We start from the raw sequence: 21,906 nt of genomic DNA on the forward strand, positions 1-21,906 counted from the left end.
GTGACCGTAAGCGGCTGGGAAGCCGACTTAGGATTGACAGGCGAGCCATGCTCGGATGCGGGTCGTCCACGCCGGGCGTACACCAGAGCGTAAGCCCTTGAAAAGAAAGGCCCCGCCAACGCTGCGGCGGAGCCTTGAGAATGACCTTGGTGCCGGAAACAGGAGTCGAACCTGCGACCTACGCATTACGAATGCGCCGCTCTACCAACTGAGCTATTCCGGCGGGGAGGGCGAATTCTAGGGACCGTGCCGCCTCCGGTCAATTGAGCAGGCGGGCGCGATCCGTCCAGCGGCGCTGCCGGTGCGCGACGCGGCGTGCGGGACGCGGCATCATCGCGCTGGACGCGCCTCGGCGCCCTGCCCCGTCCTCGCCGCCGCAAGGAGCCCCCATGCCTGCCCGCACCACCGCCGCTTCGTCCGACGCCACGCCTGCCGGCGCCGAGCCGCAGGCCATCGACGCGCCGCTGTCCATCGCCGCGACGTTCCTGGTGCTCAACGTCAAGGACACGCCACAGGCGCAGGCGTCCGTGCGGTCCACGCTCGGTGCCACCGGCGACCTGGTCAAGACCATCACCAGCCGCGACCTCAGCCGTGGCTTCACCTGCAATGTCGGCATCGGGTCGCGGGTCTGGGAGGCGCTGACCGGGCTGTCCAAGCCACGCGAGCTGCATCCGTTCAGGGAGATCCGCGGCGCGACCCACACCGCTGTCTCCACGCCGGGCGATCTGCTCTTTCACCTGCGCGCGCCATCGATGGACCTGATCGTGGAGTTCGAAAAGCTGCTGCTGCAATCCTTCGGCGATGCGGTCGAGCCGGTCGATGAAGTCTGTGGTTTCCGTTATTTCGACGGGCGCGATCTGCTCGAGTTCGTCGACGGCACGGCCAACCCGGACGGACTGGCGCTGCCGCAGGCCACGCTGGTGGGCCAGGAGGATCCGGATCACGTCGGGGGCAGCTATGTGGTAATCCAGAAGTACCTGCACGATCTGGACGCCTGGCGCGCGCAGCAGGTGGAGGCGCAGGAGACGATCATCGGACGCAGGAAGTTCGACAACACCGAGTTGCCGGACGCCCCCGCGCCGGCGCAGAAATCGCACAAGACGCTGTGCACGATCAGCGATGACCAGGGCGAGCACGACATCCTGCGCGACAACATGCCCTTCGCCTCGCCGGCGCGCGGGGAGTACGGCACCTACTTCATCGGCTACACGCGTCACCTGTGGGTGATCGAGAAGATGCTCGAGCGCATGTTCATCGGCGACCCGGCGCCGCTGCACGACCGCATCCTGGACTTCTCCACTGCCAAGACCGGGGTGGTGTTCTTCGTGCCGGCACGCGCGGTGCTGGACGCGATGGGCGACTGAAGGCGCCGATCAGTCCACCAGCTGCAGGCGCAGCTCCTTGGGCAGGGCGAAGACCATGCTCTCCGGCTCGCCGGCCAGTTCGCTGACGTCGCTGGCGCCCAGCTCGCGCAGGCGCGCGATCACGCCGTCGATCAGCACGTCCGGCGCCGAGGCGCCGGCGGTCACGCCGACCCGGCGCTTGCCGTCGATCCAGCGCGGATCGATCTCCTGCGCGCCGTCGATCAGGTAGGCCTCCACGCCATCGCGCTGGGCCAGCTCGCGCAGGCGGTTGGAGTTGGAGCTGTTGGGCGAACCGACCACCAGCACCAGGTCGCATTCGCGCGCCAGGTCGCGCACGGCGTCCTGGCGGTTCTGCGTGGCGTAGCAGATGTCGTCGTTCTTCGGCCCCTGCATCGCCGGGAAGCGCGCGCGCAGGGCCTCGATGATGCCGACGGTGTCGTCCACCGACAGCGTGGTCTGGGTGGTATAGGCGAAATTGTCCGGCTGCGCGATCTGCAGCGTGGCGACATCGTCGATGTCCTCCACCAGATAGATGCGGCCGGTGCCGCGTTCGCGGTCCCACTGGCCCATGGTGCCCTCCACCTCGGGGTGGCCGGCGTGGCCGATCAGCACCACGTCGCGTCCGGCGCGGCAGTGGCGCGCCACTTCCAGGTGGACCTTGGTCACCAACGGGCAGGTCGCGTCGAACACCTTCAGCCCGCGCCGGTTCGCCTCGGCGCGGACGGCCTGCGACACGCCGTGGGCGCTGAAGATGACCGTGTTGTTGTCCGGCACCTCGTCGAGCTCCTCGACGAAGATCGCACCGCGACGCTTGAGGTCATCGACCACGAAGCGGTTGTGCACGACCTCATGGCGTACGTAGATCGGCGCGCCCAGGGTTTCGATGGCGCGCTTGACGATCTCGATGGCGCGGTCGACGCCGGCGCAGAAGCCGCGGGGATTGGCGAGCAGGACGTCCATGGGAGGCAGTGTAGAGGAGTGAGGGGGAAGGAAGGCGTAACAGCGGTCCCGTGGACCCTACGGCCTCTCCGTGGCCCGCGCCTCGGCCCCACCCTTCTTGCTCAGCCCGAACAGCGCGATCCCCACCGCCCCGCAGACGATGGCGGAGTCGGCGATGTTGAACGAGGGCCAGTAGTGGTCGCCCACGTACCACTGGATGAAATCGACCACATGGCCGTGCACCAGCCGGTCGATGACATTGCCCAGCGCGCCGCCGATGACCAGGGCGTACGGCAGGGCCATGCGCCAGTCGCTGCGCGGGGTGCGCGACAGCCACCAGCCCAGCAGGCCGCACACGCCCAGCGCCAGCGCGGTGAAGAACCAGATCTGCCAGCCGCCGGCGTTGCTGAGGAAGCTGAAGGCCGCGCCGGTATTGTAGGTGCGGTACCAGTTCCAGAAGCCATTGATCACCTTGACCGCCTGGAACTCCGGCAGGCTGGCCAGCACCCAGGCCTTGGACCACTGGTCCAGCCCGATGACCACGGCCGACAGCAGCAGCCAGATCAGTGCCGAAGGCTGCCGCGTCCCGGAGCCCGGATGCTGCGCTTGGTTCAGAACCATTGCCGGTCCTCCCCCGCGCCATCGACATTGTCTACGCAGCGCCCGCACAGTTCCGGGTGGGCCGCGTAGGCACCGACGTCGGCGCGGCGCTGCCAGCAGCGTACGCACTTGGGCTTGTCGGTCGGCTGGGCGCTGACGAAGAGTTCCTCGGCGCTGGCCTGGCGCACGTTGACATCGCCGCTGATGAACAAGAAGCGCAGCTCATCGGCCAGCGGCTGCCAGCGCGCGGCGGTGGCCGCGTCGGCGGCGATCGCGATCTCCGCATCCAGCGCCGCACCGATCGCGCCGCTGGCGCGCATCGGTTCGAGCACCTTGGCCACCTGCTCGCGCAGGGCCAGCAACGCGTCGAAGTCGGCCTCGCCGAGCTTCGCATCGGATGGCAGCGGCGCCAGGCCGTCGTACCAGGTGGCGAACAACACGTTGCCCAGGCGGTTGCCGGGCAGGTAGCCCCACATCTCGTCGGCGGTGAAGCTCAGGATCGGCGCGATCCAGCGCGCGAAGGCCTCGGCGATGCGGTACATGGCGCTCTGCGCGCTGCGGCGGCCGCGTGAGTCCTCCTGCATCGTGTACAGGCGGTCCTTGGTCACGTCGAGATACAGCGAGCCCAGGTCCACGCTGCAGAAGTTCAGCAGCGCCTGCACGATCGCGGCGAAGTCGTAGCGCGCATAGGCGGCCTTGATCTTCTCCTGCAGCTCGAATGCGCGGTGCACGATCCAGCGGTCCAGCGCGACCATGTCGTCCAGTTCGCGCAGGTGCACGGCCGGGTCGAAGCCATGCAGGTTGCCCAGCAGGAAGCGCGCGGTGTTGCGGATGCGGCGGTAGGCGTCGGCGTTGCGCTTGAGGATCTCCTGCGACAGCGACATCTCGTTGCTGTAGTCGGCGCTGGCGATCCACAGGCGCAGGATGTCCGCGCCCAGGGTCTTCATGATGTCCTGCGGCTCGATGCCGTTGCCCAGCGACTTGGACATCTTGCGGCCGTGCTCGTCCACGGTGAAGCCGTGGGTCAGGCACTGCCGGTACGGCGCGGCCTTGTCGATGGCCACGCCGGTCAGCAGCGAGGACTGGAACCAGCCGCGATGCTGGTCGCTGCCTTCCAGGTACAGGTCGGCCGGCTTGCCGAAGCCGCGCTCCAGCAGCACGCCCTCGTGGGTCACGCCGGAGTCGAACCAGACATCCAGGATGTCGGTGACCTTCTCATAGTCCGCGGCCGCATCGCCGAGCAGTTCTGCCGGATCAAGGTCGTACCAGGCGTCGACGCCGTCCTGCTCCACCTTCAGCGCCACCTGCTCCATCAGCGCGACGCTGTCCGGATGCGGCAGGCCGGTCTCGCGGTGCATGAACAAGGCGATCGGCACGCCCCAGGTGCGCTGGCGCGAGATCGTCCAGTCCGGGCGGCCTTCGACCATGCCGGCGATGCGCGCGCGGCCCCATTCGGGGTACCACTTCACCGTGTCGATGGCCTTCAGCGCGTCGCCACGCAGGTTGGCCTGCTCCATCGAGATGAACCACTGCGGCGTGGCGCGGAACACCACCGGCGTCTTGTGCCGCCAGCAGTGGGGGTAGCTGTGGGTCAGCGGGTGGAAGGCCAGCAGCGCGCCATTGCCGCGCAGGCCTTCGACGATGGCGTCGTTGGCCTTCCAGATGTGCTGGCCGGCCAGGGCCATCTCGCCGAACGGCGGCGTGGACGGCAGGTACACGCCACGGCCATCGACCGGGGTGATCTGCGCGGCGGTGTAGCGATCGATCAGACCGTACTTCAGGCAGACCGCGTAGTCCTCCTGGCCGTGGCCGGGCGCGGTGTGGACCGCGCCGGTGCCGTCCTCGGCCGAGACGTGCTCGCCCAGGATCAGCGGGATGTCGCGCTGGGCGTAGAACGGATGGCCCAGCAGCAGGCCTTCCAGCGCCGCGCCCTTGGCATGGCCGTGCACTACCACCTCGGGCACCCCATAGCGTGCCAGGGCACGCGCGGCCAGCGCCTCGGCCACCACCAGCCAGCGCGGCGCGCCGTCGCGGGCTGGGCCTTCGACCAGCACGTAGTCCAGCTCCGGGCCCAGGCTCACCGCCAGCGAGGCCGGCAGCGTCCACGGCGTGGTGGTCCAGATCGGCACGGCCACCTCGGTGCCGGCCGGCACCTGCGCGCCGAACGCCGCGGCCAGGGCCTGCGGATCGCGCGCGGCATAGGCCACGTCCACCGCCGGCGAGACCTTGTCCTGGTACTCGATCTCGGCCTCGGCCAGCGCCGAACCGCAGTCGAAGCACCAGTGCACCGGCTTGGCGCCGCGCACCAGATGGCCGTTGGCGACGATCTTGGCCAGCGCGCGGATCTCGTCGGCCTCGAAGCGGAAGTTCAGCGTTTTGTACGGGTTGTCCCAGTCGCCGATCACGCCCAGGCGCTTGAAGTCCTTGCGCTGCAGGTCGATCTGCTCCTCGGCGTACTCGCGGCACTTCTGCCGGAACGCGCGCGCGTCCAGCTTGGTGCCCACCTTGCCCCACTTCTTCTCCACCGCGATCTCGATCGGTAGGCCGTGGCAGTCCCAGCCCGGCACGTAGGGCGCATCGAAGCCGTCCAGGTAGCGCGACTTGACGATGATGTCCTTGAGGATCTTGTTGACCGCATGCCCCAGGTGGATCGCGCCATTGGCGTACGGCGGGCCGTCGTGCAGCACGAACAGCGGCCGGCCCTTGGCGTTGGCCCGCAGCTGCGCGTACAGGTCCTGCTCGTACCAGCGCTTGAGCGTGTCCGGCTCGCGCTTGGGCAGGTCCCCGCGCATGGGGAACTCCGTGGCCGGCAGGTGCAGGGTGGCTTTGTAGTCGGTGCTCAAGGGTGAAGAGTCTCTACGGCTGTACGGGTGAAGCCTGCGCGGGGCGGCGCGGGCCTGGATTCAAAACGGATGTCCTTCAGGCCGTGGCCCGCAGGCGTTCGGCGGACAGCAGCTGGCGTGCATGGGCGGCATCGCGCTGCATCTGCTCGGTCAGCGCCTCCAGCCCATCGAACTTTTCCTCGTCACGCAGCTTGGCGACGAATTCCACGCGCAGGTGGCGCCCGTAGAGGTCGCCGCTGAAGTCGAACAGGTGCGCCTCCAGCAGCGGCTCCACGCCCTCCACGGTGGGCCGGGTGCCGAAGCTGGACACCGACGGCCAGGGCCGCTCGGTCAGCCCATGCACCCAGGTCGCGTAGATGCCGCTGAGCGCCGGCGTCTTGGGAAAGCGCAGGTTGGCGGTCGGGAAGCCCAGCGTGCGACCCAGCTGCTTGCCGCGCACGACCCGCCCGCCGATGGCGTAAGGATGTCCGAGCAGGCGCTGTGCGTGGAGGAAATCGCCCTGGCGCAGCGCGGCGCGGATGCGGGTGGAGGACACGCGCTCGCCATCGGCGCAGTGCACCGGCTCGATCTGGCCGGCAGCGAACCCCAGTTCCGCGCCCATGGCCTGCAACAAGGCCACGTCGCCGCCGCGCTTGTGGCCGAAGCGGAACTCCGGCCCGATCCACACCTCGCGCGCGGCCAGGCGCCCGACCAACAGGGTGTGCACGAAATCCTGCGCCGACATCGCGGTCATGCGCCGGTTGAAGCGCAGCAGGCCAATGCGGTCGGCCCCGCCCTGCAGCAGGCCCTCGACCTTGGCCCGCGGCAGGCTCAGGCGCGGCGGCGGATCCTGGGGCTGGAAGAACTCGCGCGGCAGCGGTTCGAAACTCACCGCCACCAGCGGCAGCCCCAGCGCGCGGGCGCGCGCCTGGGCATGGCGCAGCAGCGCACGGTGGCCAAGGTGCAGGCCATCGAAGGCGCCGATGCACACCACGCTGCCACCCGGGGTCAGTACCCCGCCTTCGATGTCACGGAACAGCCTGCTCATCGGGTATCGGACGATCGGGCGGCCACGGGAGGCCGCCGCGGAAATCTCTGGGGAAACCCGTGAAGTATAGCCGCCGGGCGCAGGCGCAAGGCCTCGAAGCCCATCGCACGCGCTAGTGCCCACGCAGGTCGCGCGGGCGCAGGCCCAGCGCGACCTGCACCGCGCCGTAGGTGACCGCGCCGGCGGCGACCAGGCCCAGCAGACCGGCCACGCGCGTCGTCTTGGGCAGCACGGTGAAATCGGGCAGCCAGGACAGGCCGGCGCCGACCACGGCGGCCATCGCCGCGCAGGCCAACACCAGCCGCAGGACGAACCCGCCCCACCCCGCCTTGCGCTGGTACACGCCGGCGCGACGCAGCCAGATCCACAGCAGGCCCAGGTTGATGTAGCTGGCCACCGCGCTGGCGATGCCCAGGGCCAGGTGCAGGCCCGGCGTCCGCGCCAGCGCCTCGGTCACGCCCAGCGCACGCACCTCCGGCGTGACCATCAGCTGGTACAGCAGCGCCAGAAACAGCAGGTTCAGCACCATGTTGGACACCAGGGCCACGATGCCGGCGCGCACCGGCGTGGTCGTGTCCTGGCGCGCGTAGAAGGCCGGCAGCACGATCTTGAGCAGGGCGAAGGCCGGCAGGCCGAAGCTCAGCCCGAACACCGACATGGCCGCCATGTGGGTATCGAAGGCGGTGAACTTGCCGTACTGGAACAGCGTGGCCACCAGCGGCACGCTCAGCAGCATCAGCCCCACCGCCGCCGGCACGGCGATCAGCAGGGTCGTGCGCAGGCCCCAGTCCAGCGCCGCCGAGAACCCGGCGGCGTCGGTCTTGACGTGGTGGCGCGAGAGCGCGGGCAGGATCACCGTGCCCAGCGCCACGCCGAACACGCCCAGCGGCAGCTCCAGGAAGCGGTCGGCCTGGGAGAGCCAGCTCTGCGAGCCGGCGAACAGGAACGAGGCGATCACCGTATCGAGCAGCAGGTTGATCTGCGCCACCGAGGAGCCGAACAGGGTCGGCACCATCAGCCGCAGCACGCGGCGCACGTCCGGATGCGACCAGCCCCAGCGCGGCAGGGTCAGCAGGTCGATCCCGCGCAGCGCCGGCAGCTGGAACAGCAGCTGCAGCGCGCCGGCCGCCAGCACCGCCCAGCCCAGCGCCAGGATCGACATGCCCATCAGCGGCGCCAGCCACAGCGCGCCGGCGATCATGCACAGGTTGAGGATCACCGGCGTCAGCGCCGGGATCGCGAAGCGGTTGAAGCTGTTCAGCGCCCCGCCCGCCAGCGCGGTCAGCGAGACGAACAGCAGGAACGGGAAGGTCAGCCGCAGCAGGTCCACGATCAGGCCGAACTTGACCGCGTCGTCGGCCGAGCCGGGATTGAACACCAGCGCCACCTGCGGGGTGAAGATCAGCCCCAGCGCGGTGACCACCAGCAGCACCCCGCCCAGCGTGCCCGACACGCTGGCCATCAGCGCGCGCAGGTCGGCGTGCGGCCGGGTCTCCTTGACCTCGGTGAACACGGGCACGAAGGCCGTCGAGAACGAGCCTTCGGCGAACAGCCGGCGCAGGAAGTTGGGGATGCGGAACGCCACCCAGAACGCGTCGGTGACCGCATTGGCGCCGAAGCTGGCGGCGATGGCCTGGTCGCGCACAAGTCCCAGCACCCGCGAGATCATGGTCATGCTGCTGAACGACAGCAGCCCCTTCAGCATCTTCGGCGTGCTCACGCCCTACCCCAGCCGCCGTGGTTGACGCAAGTCTTTGAACAGCCCATAATTTCCCGTTCGTTTTTCCGCCCGCCGTCAACCCCAAGTCTTCTCAGGATCCCAACGTGGCCAATATCAAGTCCGCCAAGAAGCGCGCCAAGCAGACCGTCGTGCGCAATGCGCGCAACGTCGCTCAGCGCTCCATGCTGCGCACCGCCGTCAAGAAAGTCATCAAGGCGCTGGACGCCAACGACGCCGCCGGCGCCGAAGCCGCCTTCGCTACCGCCCAGCCGCTGCTGGACCGTTTCAGCTCGCGTGGCCTGATCCACAAGAACAAGGCCGCCCGTCACAAGAGCCGCCTCACCGCGCGCATCAAGGCCCTCAAGGCCGCTTGACGCTCCACTGACGGCAAGGGCAACAGGAAACCCGGCTCCGGCCGGGTTTTTTGTTGCCTGCGCTTGCGCCGTGGTGATCGCATGGACGGCGCGCCGCGCGCCGGCGATCGTCGCGCGGCCCGGCCTGCGGGCGGCAGTAAGCACCGCGCGGGCATCGCCGCCAGCGCGTGAAGCCCTACCGGGAAGGAAGACGCCCAAGGCGGCGCGGTCCGCGTCCGGACTCAGCCGGCGGCGTCGCGGTCTGCGGCCGCTTCCAGCGCCTCTTCGCGCTGACGGTCGAAGAAGGCCATGATCGCCTGCATGATCGGCCAGGTGCCCTCGCGCGAGATCGCCGAGGTCACATACCACGGGCCGGTCCAGCCGAGTTCGTCGATGACCGCCCTGGCGCGCTCGGCGGCCTCGTCCTCGAACATCAGGTCGGCCTTGTTGAGCACCAGCCAGCGCGGCTTTTCCAGCAGCTCCGGGTCGTGCTTGCGCAGCTCGCGCTCGATCGCGCGCACCTGCTCGGCCGGCGAGACGGTCACGCCGGTGTCGGCAAAGGCCTCGTCCACCGGCGCCATGTCCACCAAGTGCAGCAGCAGACGGGTGCGCTGCAGGTGGCGTAGGAACTGCGTGCCCAGCCCGGCGCCCTCGGCCGCGCCCTCGATCAGGCCCGGCACGTCGGCGATGACGAAGCTGCGGTGCGGCTCGACGCTGACCACGCCCAGATTTGGGTACAGCGTGGTGAACGGATAGTCGGCCACCTTCGGCGTGGCCGCCGACACCGCGCGGATCAGCGTGCTCTTGCCGGCATTGGGGAAGCCCAGCAGGCCCACGTCGGCCAGCAGCTTGAGCTCGAGCTTGAGCAGGCGCTCCTCGCCCTCCTCGCCCGGCGTCGCCCGGCGCGGGGCGCGGGTGATCGAGGACTTGAAGTGCATGTTGCCCAGCCCACCCTTGCCGCCGCGCGCCACCAGCAGGCGATCGCCGTGGGTGGTGAGGTCGCCGATGACTTCGTCGGTGCCCACGTTGACCACCATCGTGCCGACCGGCACGGTGATGGTCAGGTCCTCGCCGGCCTTGCCGTACATCTGCCGACCCATGCCGTTCTCGCCGCGCTGGGCGCGGAAGTTCTTCTGGTGGCGGAAGTCGACCAGCGTGTTGAGGTTCTCGTCGGCCTGCAGCCACACGCTGCCGCCATTGCCGCCGTCGCCACCGTCCGGGCCGCCCAGCGGGATGAACTTCTCGCGCCGGAAGCCGACGCAGCCATTGCCGCCATTGCCGGCGATGACCTGGATTTCCGCTTCGTCTACCAACTTCATGGGATTCGGGATTCGCGATTCGGGATTGGGAAGAACCACCGGACGCCGCAGTTTAGCGAGCCCGGCAAAGAACGGAGACAAGGAATCGAAGAACGCAAGGAATCCGCCTTTGCGAATCCCAAATCCCCAATCCCGACATCCCGGCTACAAACGAAAAACCCCGCCGAAGCGGGGCTTTCGCGACGCAGCGACGCGAAGGCTCAGCCCTCGGTCACCACGCTCACGGTGCGACGCTTGGCCGCGCCCTTGACCGAGAAATCGACCTTGCCGTCGACCAGCGCGAACAGCGTGTGGTCGCGGCCCAGGCCGACGCCCGGACCCGGGTGGAACTGCGTGCCGCGCTGGCGGACGATGATGTTGCCGGCTTCGATCGCCTGGCCACCATAGACCTTCACGCCCAGCATCTTCGGGTTGGAGTCGCGGCCGTTGCGCGAAGAACCTACGCCCTTTTTGTGTGCCATGACTTGCGCTCCTTACTTGTTGTCGCCGGAAGCGTTGATTCCGGTGATCTCGATTTCGGTGTAGTGCTGCCGGTGACCCTGGTGCTTCATGTGGTGCTTGCGGCGGCGGAACTTGATGATCTTCACCTTGTCGGCGCGGCCGTGCGACTTGACCGTCGCGGTGACCGTGGCGCCCTTCAGCGCGTCGCCCAGCTTGATGCCGTCGTCGCTGCCGAGCATCAGCAGGGTGTCGAAGGTGATGGCCTTGCCGGCTTCGGCGTCGAGCTTCTCCACGCGCAGGGTCTCGCCCTGCATGACGCGGTATTGCTTGCCGCCCGTGACCAGAACTGCGTACATGGGTGCTTCCTCTTGTGTTGGCTTTTCGTAGTTATTCTCATGCCTGCCGCCCATCGAGGGGCGGACAGAAGCGGAATGATAGCCGGATCAGTGACTTGGAGCAAGTCACCCCATGCCGTGACCGCCGGCGGTCCCCGCGGGTCGTCCGGCCGTCCCGGGCCCTTCCGAAATCCGTCAATTGCCCCCATACAGGGGACTCGCTAGGCTGACCGATTCGCGACGGATCGACACGCGCCGGCGCTCCCCCTCCTGCACAGGCCAGACCCCCCAGGCATGGACAGTATCCGCATCCGCGGCGCTCGCACGCACAACCTCAAGAACATCGATCTCGATCTGCCGCGCGACAAGCTGATCGTGATCACCGGCCTGTCCGGCTCGGGCAAGTCCTCGCTGGCCTTCGACACCATCTACGCCGAAGGCCAGCGCCGCTACGTCGAGTCGCTGTCGGCCTACGCGCGCCAGTTCCTGAGCGTGATGGAAAAGCCGGACGTGGACCACATCGAGGGGCTGTCGCCGGCCATCTCGATCGAGCAGAAGTCCACCTCGCACAACCCGCGCTCGACGGTCGGCACGATCACCGAGATCTACGACTACCTGCGCCTGCTCTACGCGCGCGTGGGCATCCCGCGCTGCCCCGACCACGGCTATCCGCTGGAGGCGCAGACGGTCAGCCAGATGGTCGACCAGGTGCTGACGCTGGATGGCGAGCAGCGCTACATGCTGCTGGCGCCGGTGATCCGCGAGCGCAAGGGCGAGCACGCCCAGGTGTTCGACCAGCTGCGCGCGCAGGGCTTCGTGCGCGTGCGCGTGGACGGCGAGCTGTACGAGATCGACGCGGTGCCGCCGCTGGCGCTGCGCGTCAAGCACACCATCGAGGCGGTGATCGACCGCTTCAAGCCGCGCGAGGACATCAAGCAGCGCCTGTCGGAGAGCTTCGAGACCGCGCTGAAGCTGGGCGACGGCATGGCGGCGGTGATGTCGCTGGATCAGCCGGACGCGCCACCGCAGCTGTTCTCCTCCAAGTACTCCTGCCCGGTGTGCGACTACTCGCTGCCCGAGCTGGAACCGCGCCTGTTCTCGTTCAACTCCCCGGTCGGCGCCTGCCCCAAGTGCGACGGCCTGGGCGTGGCCCAGTTCTTCGACCCGGCGCGGGTCGTGGTGCATCCGGAGCTGTCGCTGGCCGCCGGCGCGGTGCGCGGCTGGGACCGGCGCAACGCCTACTACTTCCAGCTGATCGCCTCGCTGGCCAAGCACTACAAGTTCGACGTCGACGCGCCGTGGATGATCCTGCCGGAGAAGGTCCAGCAGGCGGTGCTGTACGGCAGCGGCGATGAGCTGGTGACTTTCACCTACCTCACCGAGTCGGGCGGGCGCACCCAGCGCAAGCACAAGTTCGAAGGCATCGTGCCCAACCTGGAGCGCCGCTACCGCGAGACCGAATCGCCGGCCGTGCGCGAGGAGCTGGCCAAGTTCATTTCCGAGCAGCCCTGCCCCGAGTGCGGCGGCGCCCGCCTGAACCGCGCGGCGCGCAACGTGTTCGTGGCCGACCGTCCGCTGCCGGAGATCGCCGTGCTGCCGGTGGACCAGGCGCTGGCGTTCTTCCGCGAGCTCAAGCTGGCCGGCTGGCGCGGCGAGATCGCGGTCAAGATCATCAAGGAGATCGCCGAGCGGCTGGGCTTCCTGATCGACGTGGGCCTGGACTACCTGACCCTGGAACGCAAGGCCGACACGCTGTCCGGCGGCGAGGCCCAGCGCATCCGCCTGGCCAGCCAGATCGGCGCCGGCTTGGTCGGCGTGATGTACGTGCTGGACGAGCCGTCCATCGGCCTGCACCAGCGCGACAACGAGCGTCTGCTGGCCACGCTCACGCGGCTGCGCGACCTGGGCAATACGGTGATCGTGGTCGAGCACGACGAGGACGCGATCCGCGCGGCCGACCACGTGCTGGACATTGGTCCGGGCGCGGGCGTGCACGGCGGCGAGATCGTCGGCGAAGGCACGCTGGAGGACCTGCTCAAGGCGCCGCGTTCGCTGACCGGGCAATACCTGTCGGGCAAGCGCCGCATTGAGGTGCCCAAGGCGCGGCACAAGCCCAATCCGAAGATGACGCTCAAGCTCACCGGCGCGCGCGGCAACAACCTCAAGGGCGTGGACCTGGAAATCGCCGCGGGCCTGTTCACCTGCATCACCGGCGTGTCCGGCTCGGGCAAGTCGACGCTGATCAACGACACGCTGTTCACCCTGGCGGCCAACGAGATCAACGGTGCCTCGCACCAGGTCGCGCCCTACGACGAGGTCACCGGGCTGGATCTGTTCGACAAGGTGGTGGACATCGACCAGTCGCCGATCGGGCGCACGCCGCGCTCCAATCCGGCCACCTACACGGGCCTGTTCACGCCGCTGCGCGAACTGTTCGCGCAGGTGCCCGAGGCGCGTGCGCGCGGCTACTCGCCGGGGCGCTTCAGCTTCAACGTGCGCGGCGGGCGCTGCGAGGCCTGCCAGGGCGATGGCCTGATCAAGGTCGAGATGCACTTCCTGCCCGACGTCTACGTGCCTTGCGATGTCTGCCACGGCAAGCGCTACAACCGCGAGACGCTGGAGATCCTCTACAAGGGCTTCAACATCAACGACGTGCTGGAGATGACCGTCGAGGACGCGCTGAAGCTGTTCGAGCCGGTGCCGTCGATCGCGCGCAAGCTGGAGACGCTGATGGACGTGGGCCTGAGCTACGTCAAGCTGGGCCAGAGCGCGACCACCCTGTCCGGCGGCGAGGCGCAGCGCGTGAAGCTGTCCAAGGAACTCTCGCGCCGCGACACCGGACGCACGCTCTACATCCTGGATGAGCCGACCACCGGCCTGCACTTCCACGACATCGAGCACCTGCTGGCGGTGCTGCACAAGCTGCGCGACGACGGCAACACCATCGTGGTGATCGAGCACAACCTGGACGTGATCAAGACCGCCGACCAGATCGTCGACCTCGGCCCAGAGGGCGGCCACCGCGGCGGCACCATCATCGCCACCGGCACGCCGGAGGAAGTGGCGGCCAACCCGGCCTCGCACACCGGCCGCTTCCTGGCGCACCTGCTGCCGGACACCCGGGCCAAGGCCAGCAAGCCGGCGGCGACGGCCAAGGACGAGGTGCTGCCGCCGCGCATGGCCGCCAAGAAGGCGGCCAAGTCCGCGGCCAAGGCCGCCAGGATCCCGAGCAAGAAAAAGGCATCTTCCTGATGAACGAAGCGACCGATACCCCCATCCCGCGCAAGGTCCTGGCGCGCGTGCCGATCTCCGTGCGCTGGCGCGACATGGATGCCTACGGCCACGTCAACAACGCCAAGTACATCTCCTACCTGGAGGAAGCGCGCGTGCGCTGGCTGCACGGCGTCACCGGCGGCCAGACGATGGGCAGCGGCATCTCGCCGGTGGTGGCCAATACCGACGTCAACTATCGCCGCCCGATCGTGTGGCCCAACGACATCGTGGTCGAGCTGTTCGTCGAGCGCCTGGGCAATTCCAGCGTCACCATCGGCCATCGCATCGTGGCGGACAACGACGACACGGTGCTCTACTCCGATGGCCACGTGGTGGTGGTGTGGATCGACACGGCCACCGGCAAGAGCGCGCCGATCCCCGACGCGGTGCGCCAGGCCAGCGTCTGACGCCGAAGCCCTATCCATACCTCGCCGCACGGGCCGCTATCATGCGGGCCCGTTGCATTTCCAGGAGGCGCACGATGTCCGAGCTGGTCCAGGTCCTGTCCCATGGTGCCGTGCGCGAACTGCGGCTGGCGCGGCCGCCGGTCAACGCGCTCGACGATGCGCTGATGCGGGCGCTGCGGCGCGCGCTCGAGGACAGCTTCGCCGATGCCCGGGTCGCCGGCGTGGTGCTGTCGGGCAACGAGCGGGTGTTCAGCGGCGGATTGGACGTGCCGCACCTGATCTCGCACGGACAGGATCGCGACGCGCTGCGCGCGACATGGTCGGCCTTCCTCGGCTTGGCCGGCGTGATCGCCGCCGCGCCCGTGCCGGTCGCCACCGCGCTGACCGGCCACGCGCCGGCCGGCGGCTGCGTGCTGGCGCTGTGCAGCGACTACCGGGTGATGTGCCGCAGCGCTGATGCGGCGCGTCCGCTGCAGATCGGCCTCAACGAGACCCAGGTCGGCCTGGCGGTGCCCGACGGCATCCAGCACCTGATGCGCCGCGTGATCGGCGCCCACCAGGCGAGCCTGCTGGTCGTGCCCGGGGCCATGGTCAGCGCCGAGCATGCGCTGCGCATCGGCCTGGTCGACGCGCTCGCCGACGATGCGCAGGCCACGGTCGAACATGCGGTGCAGTGGCTGCACGGGCTGGCGCGCCTGCCGCAGACGCCGCTGCGCAGGACCCGCGCGATCGCCCGCGCCGACATCATCGCGGCGCTGGAGACGGTGGTGCTGGAGGAGTTCATCGAGCAGTGGTTCGGCCCGGACACCCAGGCCGCCCTGCAGGCGATGGCCGCGCGGCTCAGCAGGTCGCCACCGGCCGCGTAGGGTCGGCGATCCAGCCGCTCCAGGAGCCGGCATAGAGCTTCGGCCCGGGCAGGCCGGCGTGTTCGAACGCCAGCAGCAGATGGCAGGCGGTCACCCCCGAACCGCACATCAGCACCGCATCGCCGGGCGCGTGCGGGCCGAGCAGCGCGAGCAACTCCAGCCGCAGGGCCTGCGGATCGCGGAAGCGGCCGTCGACCAGGTTGTCCTGGAACGGGCGGTTGACCGCGCCGGGGACATGGCCGGCGACGCGATCGACCTGCTCCTGCTGGCCGCTGTAGCGCGCGAAGGCACGCGCGTCGATCAGCCAGCCCGGCGCCTCGGACAGGCGCGCGGCGACCTGGGCGGCATCGACGATGCGCGTGCGGTCGAAGTGGCCCGGATACGGCGGCAGCGATGCCGGCGCGGGCGCCACCTCGGTCTCCGGCAGGCCGGCGGTGCGCCACGCGGACAGGCCACCGTCGAGCACCGCCACCCGCGCATGGCCCAGCAGGCGCAACAGCCACCACAGGCGCGCGGCGGCCATGCCGCCGTCGCCGGCGTCGTAGACCACCACCTGATGCTGGGGCGCGATGCCCCAGCGCCCCAGCGCGGCCTTGAACGCCTCCTCGTCCGGCAGCGGATGCCGGCCCTGCCCGTCCGCGATGCGCGAGAGGTCGGACAGGTCTTCGTTGAGATCGGCGAAGACCGCGTGCGGCAGATGCGACTGCGCGTAGCCGGCGCGGCCGGCGGCCGGGTCGGTCAACACGAAGCGGGCATCGACCAGGCGCAGGTCCGGGTCGTGCAGATGCAGCAGCAGGAGCGTGGGGTCGACCAGGGTGGTCCAGTTCATGCCACTGCCTCCAGGCGTCGGCGCAGGTTGTAGAGGATGGCCGCGGTCGCGCCCCAGATGCGCTGCGCGGCCCAGTCGTATTCCAGCACGGTGCGTGCGCGTCCCTTGAACGACAGCTCCACGCTGCGCAGGTTGCCCGGCGCCATCAGATAGTCCAGCGGCACTTCGAACACCTCGGCGACCTCGCCGGGGTTGGGCACTGGCACGAACGCCGGATCCACCACCGCCACCACCGGCGTGACCAGGAAGCCGCTGACGGTAGCCAGTGGATCGAGCAGGCCCAGCGGCTGCACCTGGTGACGCGCCAAGGCGATCTCCTCCTGGCTCTCGCGCAGGGCGGCGTCGATGGCATCGGCATCGCCCGGGTCCACGCGACCGCCCGGGAAGCTCACCTGGCCGCCGTGGTGGCGCAGATCGTCATGGCGGCGGGTCAGCAGCACGGTCGTGCCGGCGGCGCGCGGCACCAGCCCGGCCAGCACCGCGGCGGCCGCGCTCGGAGCGGTCCTGGGCAGGTCGTCGAGTTCGGCCTGGTTCCAGCCGCGCGTGACCGGCGCCGCGTCCAGCGGATGCAGCGCGCGCTGCAGCTGCGGGTACTCGGGCAACAGCGCGGGAAGATCGGAAGGCATGCGACGCAGCGGCAGACGGTTCATCAAGGCCAGACGCGCATCATCGCCCATCCGCGCCCAGCCGGCGATTTCATCCAGCGTGCGCAGGCAGCCCGCGCACAGCCCGTCGGCGCGCATGCGGCACACGCCGATACACGGCGACAGCAGGCTGGGGGCGGAGGCGGCAGACATGGACGATCGAAGCGGAACGAAGTTTTGGGACGGTTGAAACGACGATGCGCCGGACTGGCCGGCGCATCGTCTGGTCACGCAGCGAATGCGCGAGGGCTTACTTGACGCCGACCAGCTTGACGTCGAACACCACGGCCTGGTTGGGGCCGATCGGCGACTGCGGCGTGTTGCCGTAGGCCTTCTCCGGCGGCAGCACCACTTCCCAGCGCGAGCCGGACGGCATCTGCACCAGCGCATCGCGCAGGCCCGCCAGCGGGATCTCGCTGACCTTCAGGCTGGCCGGCGGCGGCGGGGTGGTCTGGCCCTGCTGCGGGCTGAAGGTATCGACGAAGGTGCGGCCATCGGCCAGCGAACCCTTGTACTGGATGGTCACGGTGCTGGCCTGGGTCGGCTTGGCGCCGCTGCCGGCTTCGACCACGCGGTACTGCACGCCGCCCGGCAGGGACTGCACGCCGGCCTTGGCCTTGTTCTGCGCCAGGAAAGCGTCGGACTTGGTCTTGTTGGCGGCGGCGGCCTGATCGAACGCGGCCTTGGCCTTGGCCATCTGGCGCGCTTCCATCTGCTGCACGGCGGTGCGCAGCTGTTCGACCGGAACCGAGGGCTCCTTCTTGGCATAGCCTTCGTTCAAGGCCTTCTGCACGGTGGCCAGATCGACGGACTCGCCGCTTTCGATCAGGTTACGGCCCAGGTCGTAGCCCAGCGCGTAGCTCAGGGCATTGCGGTCGGGAGCCGGCGTGGAAGCCGGGGCAGTCGAGGTCTGTGCGGCGGCGGTGCCTGCGGCCAGAGTCATGGCCAGCACGCTGGCGGGAAGCAAACGCAACTTCATGTCTTACAAACCTCCGGGGTTCAAGGGTTGGGTCCAGCAAGCACTTGCGGCCCAAATGGACGCGCTAGGATAGCCCCCGCCGGACTTAACGGCCAGTGAGGCATGGGCGCGATTGACCGGCCTGCCCGCGGGAAAGTTCCCGCTTCACCAATTTTTCACGAACTAGGCGTTTTGCATGGCTGAGAACTCCGTTTTGGTCGCCGACGACGGCGCCGTGCGCCGCATCACCGTCCACCGCCCCGACAAGCTCAACGCGCTCGATGCCGCCACCATCGGCGCCCTGACCGAGGTCTTCCAGGCGGCCGATGCCGATCCTGGCGTGCGCGTGGTGGTGCTGACCGGGGCCGGGCCCAAGGCGTTCGTGGCCGGGGCCGACATCGCCGGCATGGCCACGATGGACGCGATGGCCGGGCGCGACTTCGGCCTGCGCGGACAGCGGCTGATGCGCACCATCGAGACCCTGACCAAGCCGGTGATCGCGCGGGTCAACGGCTTCGCCCTGGGGGGCGGGCTGGAGCTGGCGATGGCCTGCCACCTGCGCATCGCGGCCGAGACCGCCAAGGTCGGGCAGCCGGAAATCAACCTGGGCCTGATCCCCGGCTTCGGCGGCACCCAGCGCCTGCTGCGCCTGGCCGGGCGCGCGGCAACGCTGGAGCTGTGCCTGCTGGGCGCGCCGATCAGCGCCGTGCGCGCCCTGGAGCTGGGCATCGTCAACGAGGTGGTGTCGCCCGAGGCGTTGGATGCGCGCGTGGACGCGCTGGCCGCGCAGCTGGCCAACGCCGCGCCGCTGGCGCTGCGCGCGATCCTCGAATCGGTCATCCATGGTGGCGAGTGCGCGCTGGGCGAAGGCCTGCAGTTCGAAGGCGCGCAGTTCGGGCTGATGTTCGCCACCGCCGACATGCGCGAGGGCACCGCCGCCTTCGTGGAGAAGCGCAAGCCGCAGTTCTCGGGGCAGTGATGGGCACGGACGGACACGACTGCGCGCAGCTGCGGGCGCTGGCCGCGCTGTTGGCCGCGGACCGCGTCGATGCCGCGCTCGAGGCCGGACTGATGGAGGTCCATGCCGAGGCCGGCGCCTGCGCGCCGTGCGTCGAGGCGTGGGCGCAGGTGTCCGCGGCGCAGCAGCGTCTGCGCTTCGCCTGGGCCGCGCGGGAGCGCTACCGCGCGCGCGAAGCCCGCCTGGCCCGGCGCGCGGCCGAGCGCCAGGCGCGCCGGATCAAGCCCGCCGCCACCCCGAGCCCGCAGGCGCCCGCCCTGCCCCCCGCCGTAGCCGCCGCCCTGGCCCGGGCCAAGGCGCGCGCCGCCGGAACCCCGCGCACGTGAGCCCCGCCTCGTCACGCCGCTCCCGCACGCTCACGCGCGCGGAGATCGCCGAGCTGTTCTCGCGTCTGGCCGAGCTCAATCCCAACCCGACCACGGAGCTGGAATACACCACGCCGTTCGAGTTGCTGATCGCGGTGATCCTGTCCGCGCAGGCCACCGATGTGGGGGTCAACAAGGCCACGCGCCGGCTGTATCCGGTGGCCAACACGCCACAGGCGATCCTCGCGCTGGGCGAGGAAGGGCTGAAGCGCTACATCTCCACCATCGGCCTGTTCAACGCCAAGGCCAAGAACGTCATCGCCACCTGCCGGATCCTGGTCGAGCAATACGATGGGCAGGTGCCGCGCCAGCGCGAGGCGCTCGAGGCGCTGCCCGGCGTGGGTCGCAAGACGGCCAACGTGGTGCTCAACACGGCGTTCGGCGAATCGACGATGGCGGTGGACACGCATATCTTCCGCGTCGCCAACCGCACCGGCCTGGCGCCGGGCAGGAACGTGCGCGAAGTCGAGGACCGGCTGGTCAAGGTGATCCCGCCGCAGTACCTCTACAACGCGCACCACTGGCTGATCCTGCATGGCCGCTACGTGTGCAAGGCGCGCAAGCCGGACTGTCCGCAGTGCGTGATCCGGGATCTTTGCCGGTTTCCGGACAAGACGGTCGAGCGGCAGGAGTGATCGGCGGGATGAAGAAAGCGGCAGATCTGCCGCTCTCACGCACGCCTTTTTGCTCTTCTCAAAGAGGTTCTCTGCAACTGGCGGAGCGGACGGGACTCGAACCTGCGACCTGGTGCGGGCGTGCGACGCCTGCGCGTTTGGACGTCGGAAGGGCAGCGGGCCGGCGGGCGGCGTCCGCGCCTAGCGAGGCAGGAAGCCGAGCGCCCGAACCAGGGCCGGATGCCCTGATTGAGGGAAGCGCGGACGCCGCCCGCCGGCCCGCTGCCTCGCGCTTTGAGTAAGCAGGCTTCGGTTCGAAGAAGTCCTGATCTTTCTTCTCGCGGAGCGCCGACCCACTCCCCGTGGGAGCCGCCATGGCGGCGATGGGGCTTTCCCGGTAGAGCCCCATCGCCGCCACGGCGGCCCCTACCGGCGCATGAGGCGTGGTCAGGCGCTTCCCGTTCAAGTGCCAGCGATGAAGGAACAACCGAGCCGAGGAGACGCGCCCGGCCGGGTCGAGGCTGGTGAGCGAAGTATCGCTCGCTGCCCCTTGCTCCCTCGAAGGAACAAAAAAAGCGGCGGAGCCTTCGCTCCGCCGCCGGATGCCGTCGATCGAGGTGAAGTCGATCAGAACGACACGTCGCCCCACACGCCGAACTCGCTGGTCTTGGTGTCGATGTTGCGGTCGTTGTCGCGGTGCGTGTTCTTGTAGACGGTGGCCAGCTTGAAGCCCTTGGTCACCGGGAACTCGACGCCGAGGTTGTAGTAGGTCTCTTCCAGGTTCGGATCGACGTCCTTGCTCAGCTTGGCCTTGTCGTAGCGGGCGAACAGGTTGATGCCGCCGTCGGTCAGCGCCACGTTGGCCCAGCCCGAGTAGCCGTCGGCCTTGTCGTCGACCGTGTTGGTGACGGCCCAGTTCTTGGCCTGGAAGTACTCCACGCCGGCGCGGAACCTGGAACCGGCATAGGCGGCCATCGCATCGAAGCGCTTGGCGGTCTGCGGCGGGTCGAAGTTCTGCGTTTCCTTGGCGCGCTCGCCGGTGTAACCGCCGATGGCGATGATCGTCTCCGGCGTCGGCGCGAAGCCCAGGCGGCCTTCCCAGTCCATGCCCTTGCTGCGGCCCGGATTGCGGTAGCCACCGCCACTGACCACCGAGGCGGCGTAGTTGAAGCCGGCGCCCAGGTCGCCGAAGGCGTGCACGCCCCAGTCGGCCGAGGTGCCATAGGACAGGCGGTCGATCAGCGTGTTCTCGACGTAGCGGTAGCCGTAGTACTTCTCCACGAACGGCACCCACGGCATGTCGGCCGCACCGACGCGCACGGTGAAGGCGTCGTCGAACTTGCCCTGCACATAGGCCTTCTTGATGAAGACCTCGACGCTGTCGGCGCGCTTGCCGTCGCCGTTGGCGCTGCCCGGGCCCGGGGTCACCGAGAAGTACTGCGCGTCGGTGGTGATGTTGGCCGACCAGATGTCGTTGAACTTGTGGTCGAAGCTCAGGTAGAAGCGCTTGACGTCGAAGCCGGTACCGGTCGAGTTGGTCTTCACGCCATTGCTCTTCTGGTCGACGCTGGTCAGGTCGAAGAAGATGCGGCCGCCGATCTTGTTGTCGTTGACCAGCTTGGACAGGCTGTCCACCTTGGTGGTGGTGGCGGCCGAGGCCTCGATGGCCTGCGCCTGGACGACGTTGACCTCGGACTGGGCGTCGGACTGCGCTTCCTGCTGGGCGACCTGGGTCTGCAGCTGCTGGATCTGCGACTGCATCGCGGCCAGCTGCGCCTTCAGCGCCTCGATCTCGGTCGCGGTCGAGGACGTCGCGGCGGCGGGCTTGGCCTTCTTGCTCGACTGGGCGTGGGCATAGGGGCTCGACGCCAGGCCGAGGCCGGCGATGACGGCCACGGCAAGGATATGGGAACGCATGGTTCTCTCCGGGTGGTGGGATGCGAGGTCTGTGCCCCTGGTGCTCCCCCGGGGCGACGGCGTGAAGATTCCGC

20 protein-coding genes and 1 tRNA gene are annotated in these 21,906 nt (G+C 69.1%); 8 read left to right on the plus strand and 13 right to left on the minus strand.

The window, feature by feature from the left end:
* Positions 1-147: 147 nt before the first annotated feature.
* Positions 148-223: transfer RNA gene (locus tag LAJ50_RS13250), tRNA-Thr, on the minus strand.
* Between the two features lie 166 nt (positions 224-389).
* On the opposite strand from LAJ50_RS13250, the gene LAJ50_RS13255 reads away from it, so the two are divergent.
* Positions 390-1,364: a Dyp-type peroxidase gene (locus tag LAJ50_RS13255; protein WP_138651893.1), complete on the plus strand. Its 975-nt coding sequence runs from the start codon at positions 390-392 to the stop codon at positions 1,362-1,364.
* Positions 1,365-1,373: 9 nt separating this feature from the next.
* On the opposite strand, the gene ispH is transcribed toward LAJ50_RS13255, so the two are convergent.
* The 5 genes from ispH to murJ form a co-directional block, all read right to left on the minus strand.
* Positions 1,374-2,324 (minus strand): 4-hydroxy-3-methylbut-2-enyl diphosphate reductase, encoded by a 951-nt coding sequence (ispH, locus tag LAJ50_RS13260; protein ID WP_138651891.1) that lies wholly within the window; start codon positions 2,322-2,324, stop codon positions 1,374-1,376.
* A gap of 57 nt (positions 2,325-2,381) precedes the next feature.
* On the minus strand, positions 2,382-2,924 hold the full coding sequence (gene lspA / locus LAJ50_RS13265) for a signal peptidase II (protein WP_138651889.1): 543 nt from the start codon (positions 2,922-2,924) through the stop codon (positions 2,382-2,384).
* Entirely contained in the window at positions 2,915-5,746 is a 2,832-nt protein-coding gene (gene ileS, locus LAJ50_RS13270) for an isoleucine--tRNA ligase (RefSeq protein ID WP_138651887.1), read from the minus strand. Before ileS ends, lspA begins: the two co-directional genes overlap by 10 nt.
* A 76-nt stretch (positions 5,747-5,822) precedes the next feature.
* Positions 5,823-6,773 carry a bifunctional riboflavin kinase/FAD synthetase gene (locus LAJ50_RS13275; protein ID WP_138651885.1) on the minus strand — a complete coding sequence of 317 codons (951 nt, stop codon included), beginning with the start codon at positions 6,771-6,773 and terminating at the stop codon, positions 5,823-5,825.
* A 112-nt stretch (positions 6,774-6,885) separates the two neighbouring features.
* Positions 6,886-8,478, minus strand: a complete 1,593-nt coding sequence (gene murJ, locus LAJ50_RS13280) for a murein biosynthesis integral membrane protein MurJ (protein ID WP_138651971.1) — start codon at positions 8,476-8,478, stop codon at positions 6,886-6,888.
* Positions 8,479-8,597: 119 nt separating this feature from the next.
* On the opposite strand from murJ, the gene rpsT reads away from it, so the two are divergent.
* Entirely contained in the window at positions 8,598-8,867 is a 270-nt protein-coding gene (rpsT, locus tag LAJ50_RS13285; protein ID WP_130519121.1) for a 30S ribosomal protein S20, read from the plus strand.
* A gap of 221 nt (positions 8,868-9,088) precedes the next feature.
* Here rpsT and obgE read toward each other — a convergent pair whose 3' ends face one another.
* From obgE to rplU, 3 genes are all read right to left on the minus strand, one after another.
* Complete coding sequence (obgE, locus tag LAJ50_RS13290; RefSeq protein ID WP_130549659.1) at positions 9,089-10,165, minus strand: GTPase ObgE; 1,077 nt, start codon at positions 10,163-10,165, stop codon at positions 9,089-9,091.
* Between the two features lie 200 nt (positions 10,166-10,365).
* Complete coding sequence (gene rpmA / locus LAJ50_RS13295) at positions 10,366-10,626, minus strand: 50S ribosomal protein L27 (protein ID WP_130519125.1); 261 nt, start codon at positions 10,624-10,626, stop codon at positions 10,366-10,368.
* A 12-nt stretch (positions 10,627-10,638) separates the two neighbouring features.
* Positions 10,639-10,962, minus strand: a complete 324-nt coding sequence (rplU, locus tag LAJ50_RS13300; RefSeq protein WP_130519127.1) for a 50S ribosomal protein L21 — start codon at positions 10,960-10,962, stop codon at positions 10,639-10,641.
* A gap of 273 nt (positions 10,963-11,235) precedes the next feature.
* Here rplU and uvrA point away from each other — a divergent pair, with 273 nt between their 5' ends.
* From uvrA to LAJ50_RS13315, 3 genes are all read left to right on the plus strand, one after another.
* Positions 11,236-14,193 carry an excinuclease ABC subunit UvrA gene (gene uvrA, locus LAJ50_RS13305; RefSeq protein WP_138651883.1) on the plus strand — a complete coding sequence of 986 codons (2,958 nt, stop codon included), beginning with the start codon at positions 11,236-11,238 and terminating at the stop codon, positions 14,191-14,193.
* Positions 14,193-14,621, plus strand: coding sequence for a thioesterase family protein (locus tag LAJ50_RS13310; protein WP_130549661.1), 429 nt, complete (start codon positions 14,193-14,195; stop codon positions 14,619-14,621). Before uvrA ends, LAJ50_RS13310 begins: the two co-directional genes overlap by 1 nt.
* Before the next feature lie 74 nt (positions 14,622-14,695).
* Positions 14,696-15,487, plus strand: a complete 792-nt coding sequence (locus tag LAJ50_RS13315) for an enoyl-CoA hydratase/isomerase family protein (RefSeq protein WP_138651881.1) — start codon at positions 14,696-14,698, stop codon at positions 15,485-15,487.
* Here the strand turns inward: LAJ50_RS13315 and LAJ50_RS13320 are convergent.
* The 3 genes from LAJ50_RS13320 to LAJ50_RS13330 form a co-directional block, all read right to left on the minus strand.
* Positions 15,462-16,316: a sulfurtransferase gene (locus LAJ50_RS13320; protein ID WP_138651879.1), complete on the minus strand. Its 855-nt coding sequence runs from the start codon at positions 16,314-16,316 to the stop codon at positions 15,462-15,464. The genes LAJ50_RS13315 and LAJ50_RS13320 overlap by 26 nt on opposite strands.
* A complete protein-coding gene (locus tag LAJ50_RS13325) occupies positions 16,313-17,113 on the minus strand; it encodes a CoA pyrophosphatase (protein ID WP_138651877.1) in 801 nt (266 codons plus the stop codon). The genes LAJ50_RS13320 and LAJ50_RS13325 overlap by 4 nt, the downstream gene beginning before the upstream one ends.
* Positions 17,114-17,210: 97 nt before the next feature.
* A complete protein-coding gene (locus LAJ50_RS13330; RefSeq protein ID WP_130549665.1) occupies positions 17,211-17,939 on the minus strand; it encodes an FKBP-type peptidyl-prolyl cis-trans isomerase N-terminal domain-containing protein in 729 nt (242 codons plus the stop codon).
* A 175-nt stretch (positions 17,940-18,114) separates the two neighbouring features.
* Here LAJ50_RS13330 and LAJ50_RS13335 point away from each other — a divergent pair, with 175 nt between their 5' ends.
* Genes LAJ50_RS13335 through nth form a run of 3 tightly spaced genes read left to right on the plus strand, consistent with a single transcriptional unit; the run spans position 18,115 to position 19,936 of the window.
* On the plus strand, positions 18,115-18,897 hold the full coding sequence (locus LAJ50_RS13335; RefSeq protein WP_138651875.1) for an enoyl-CoA hydratase-related protein: 783 nt from the start codon (positions 18,115-18,117) through the stop codon (positions 18,895-18,897).
* Complete coding sequence (locus tag LAJ50_RS13340; RefSeq protein ID WP_138651873.1) at positions 18,897-19,262, plus strand: hypothetical protein; 366 nt, start codon at positions 18,897-18,899, stop codon at positions 19,260-19,262. Before LAJ50_RS13335 ends, LAJ50_RS13340 begins: the two co-directional genes overlap by 1 nt.
* Positions 19,259-19,936, plus strand: coding sequence for an endonuclease III (nth, locus tag LAJ50_RS13345; RefSeq protein WP_130549668.1), 678 nt, complete (start codon positions 19,259-19,261; stop codon positions 19,934-19,936). The genes LAJ50_RS13340 and nth overlap by 4 nt, the downstream gene beginning before the upstream one ends.
* Positions 19,937-20,542: 606 nt before the next feature.
* On the opposite strand, the gene LAJ50_RS13350 is transcribed toward nth, so the two are convergent.
* Positions 20,543-21,832, minus strand: a complete 1,290-nt coding sequence (locus LAJ50_RS13350; RefSeq protein ID WP_138651871.1) for a porin — start codon at positions 21,830-21,832, stop codon at positions 20,543-20,545.
* Between the last annotated feature and the right edge of the window lie 74 nt (positions 21,833-21,906).

It is taken from the genome of Pseudoxanthomonas sp. X-1, assembly GCF_020042665.1.
GTDB classification, from domain to species: Bacteria; Pseudomonadota; Gammaproteobacteria; order Xanthomonadales; family Xanthomonadaceae; genus Pseudoxanthomonas_A; species Pseudoxanthomonas_A spadix_A.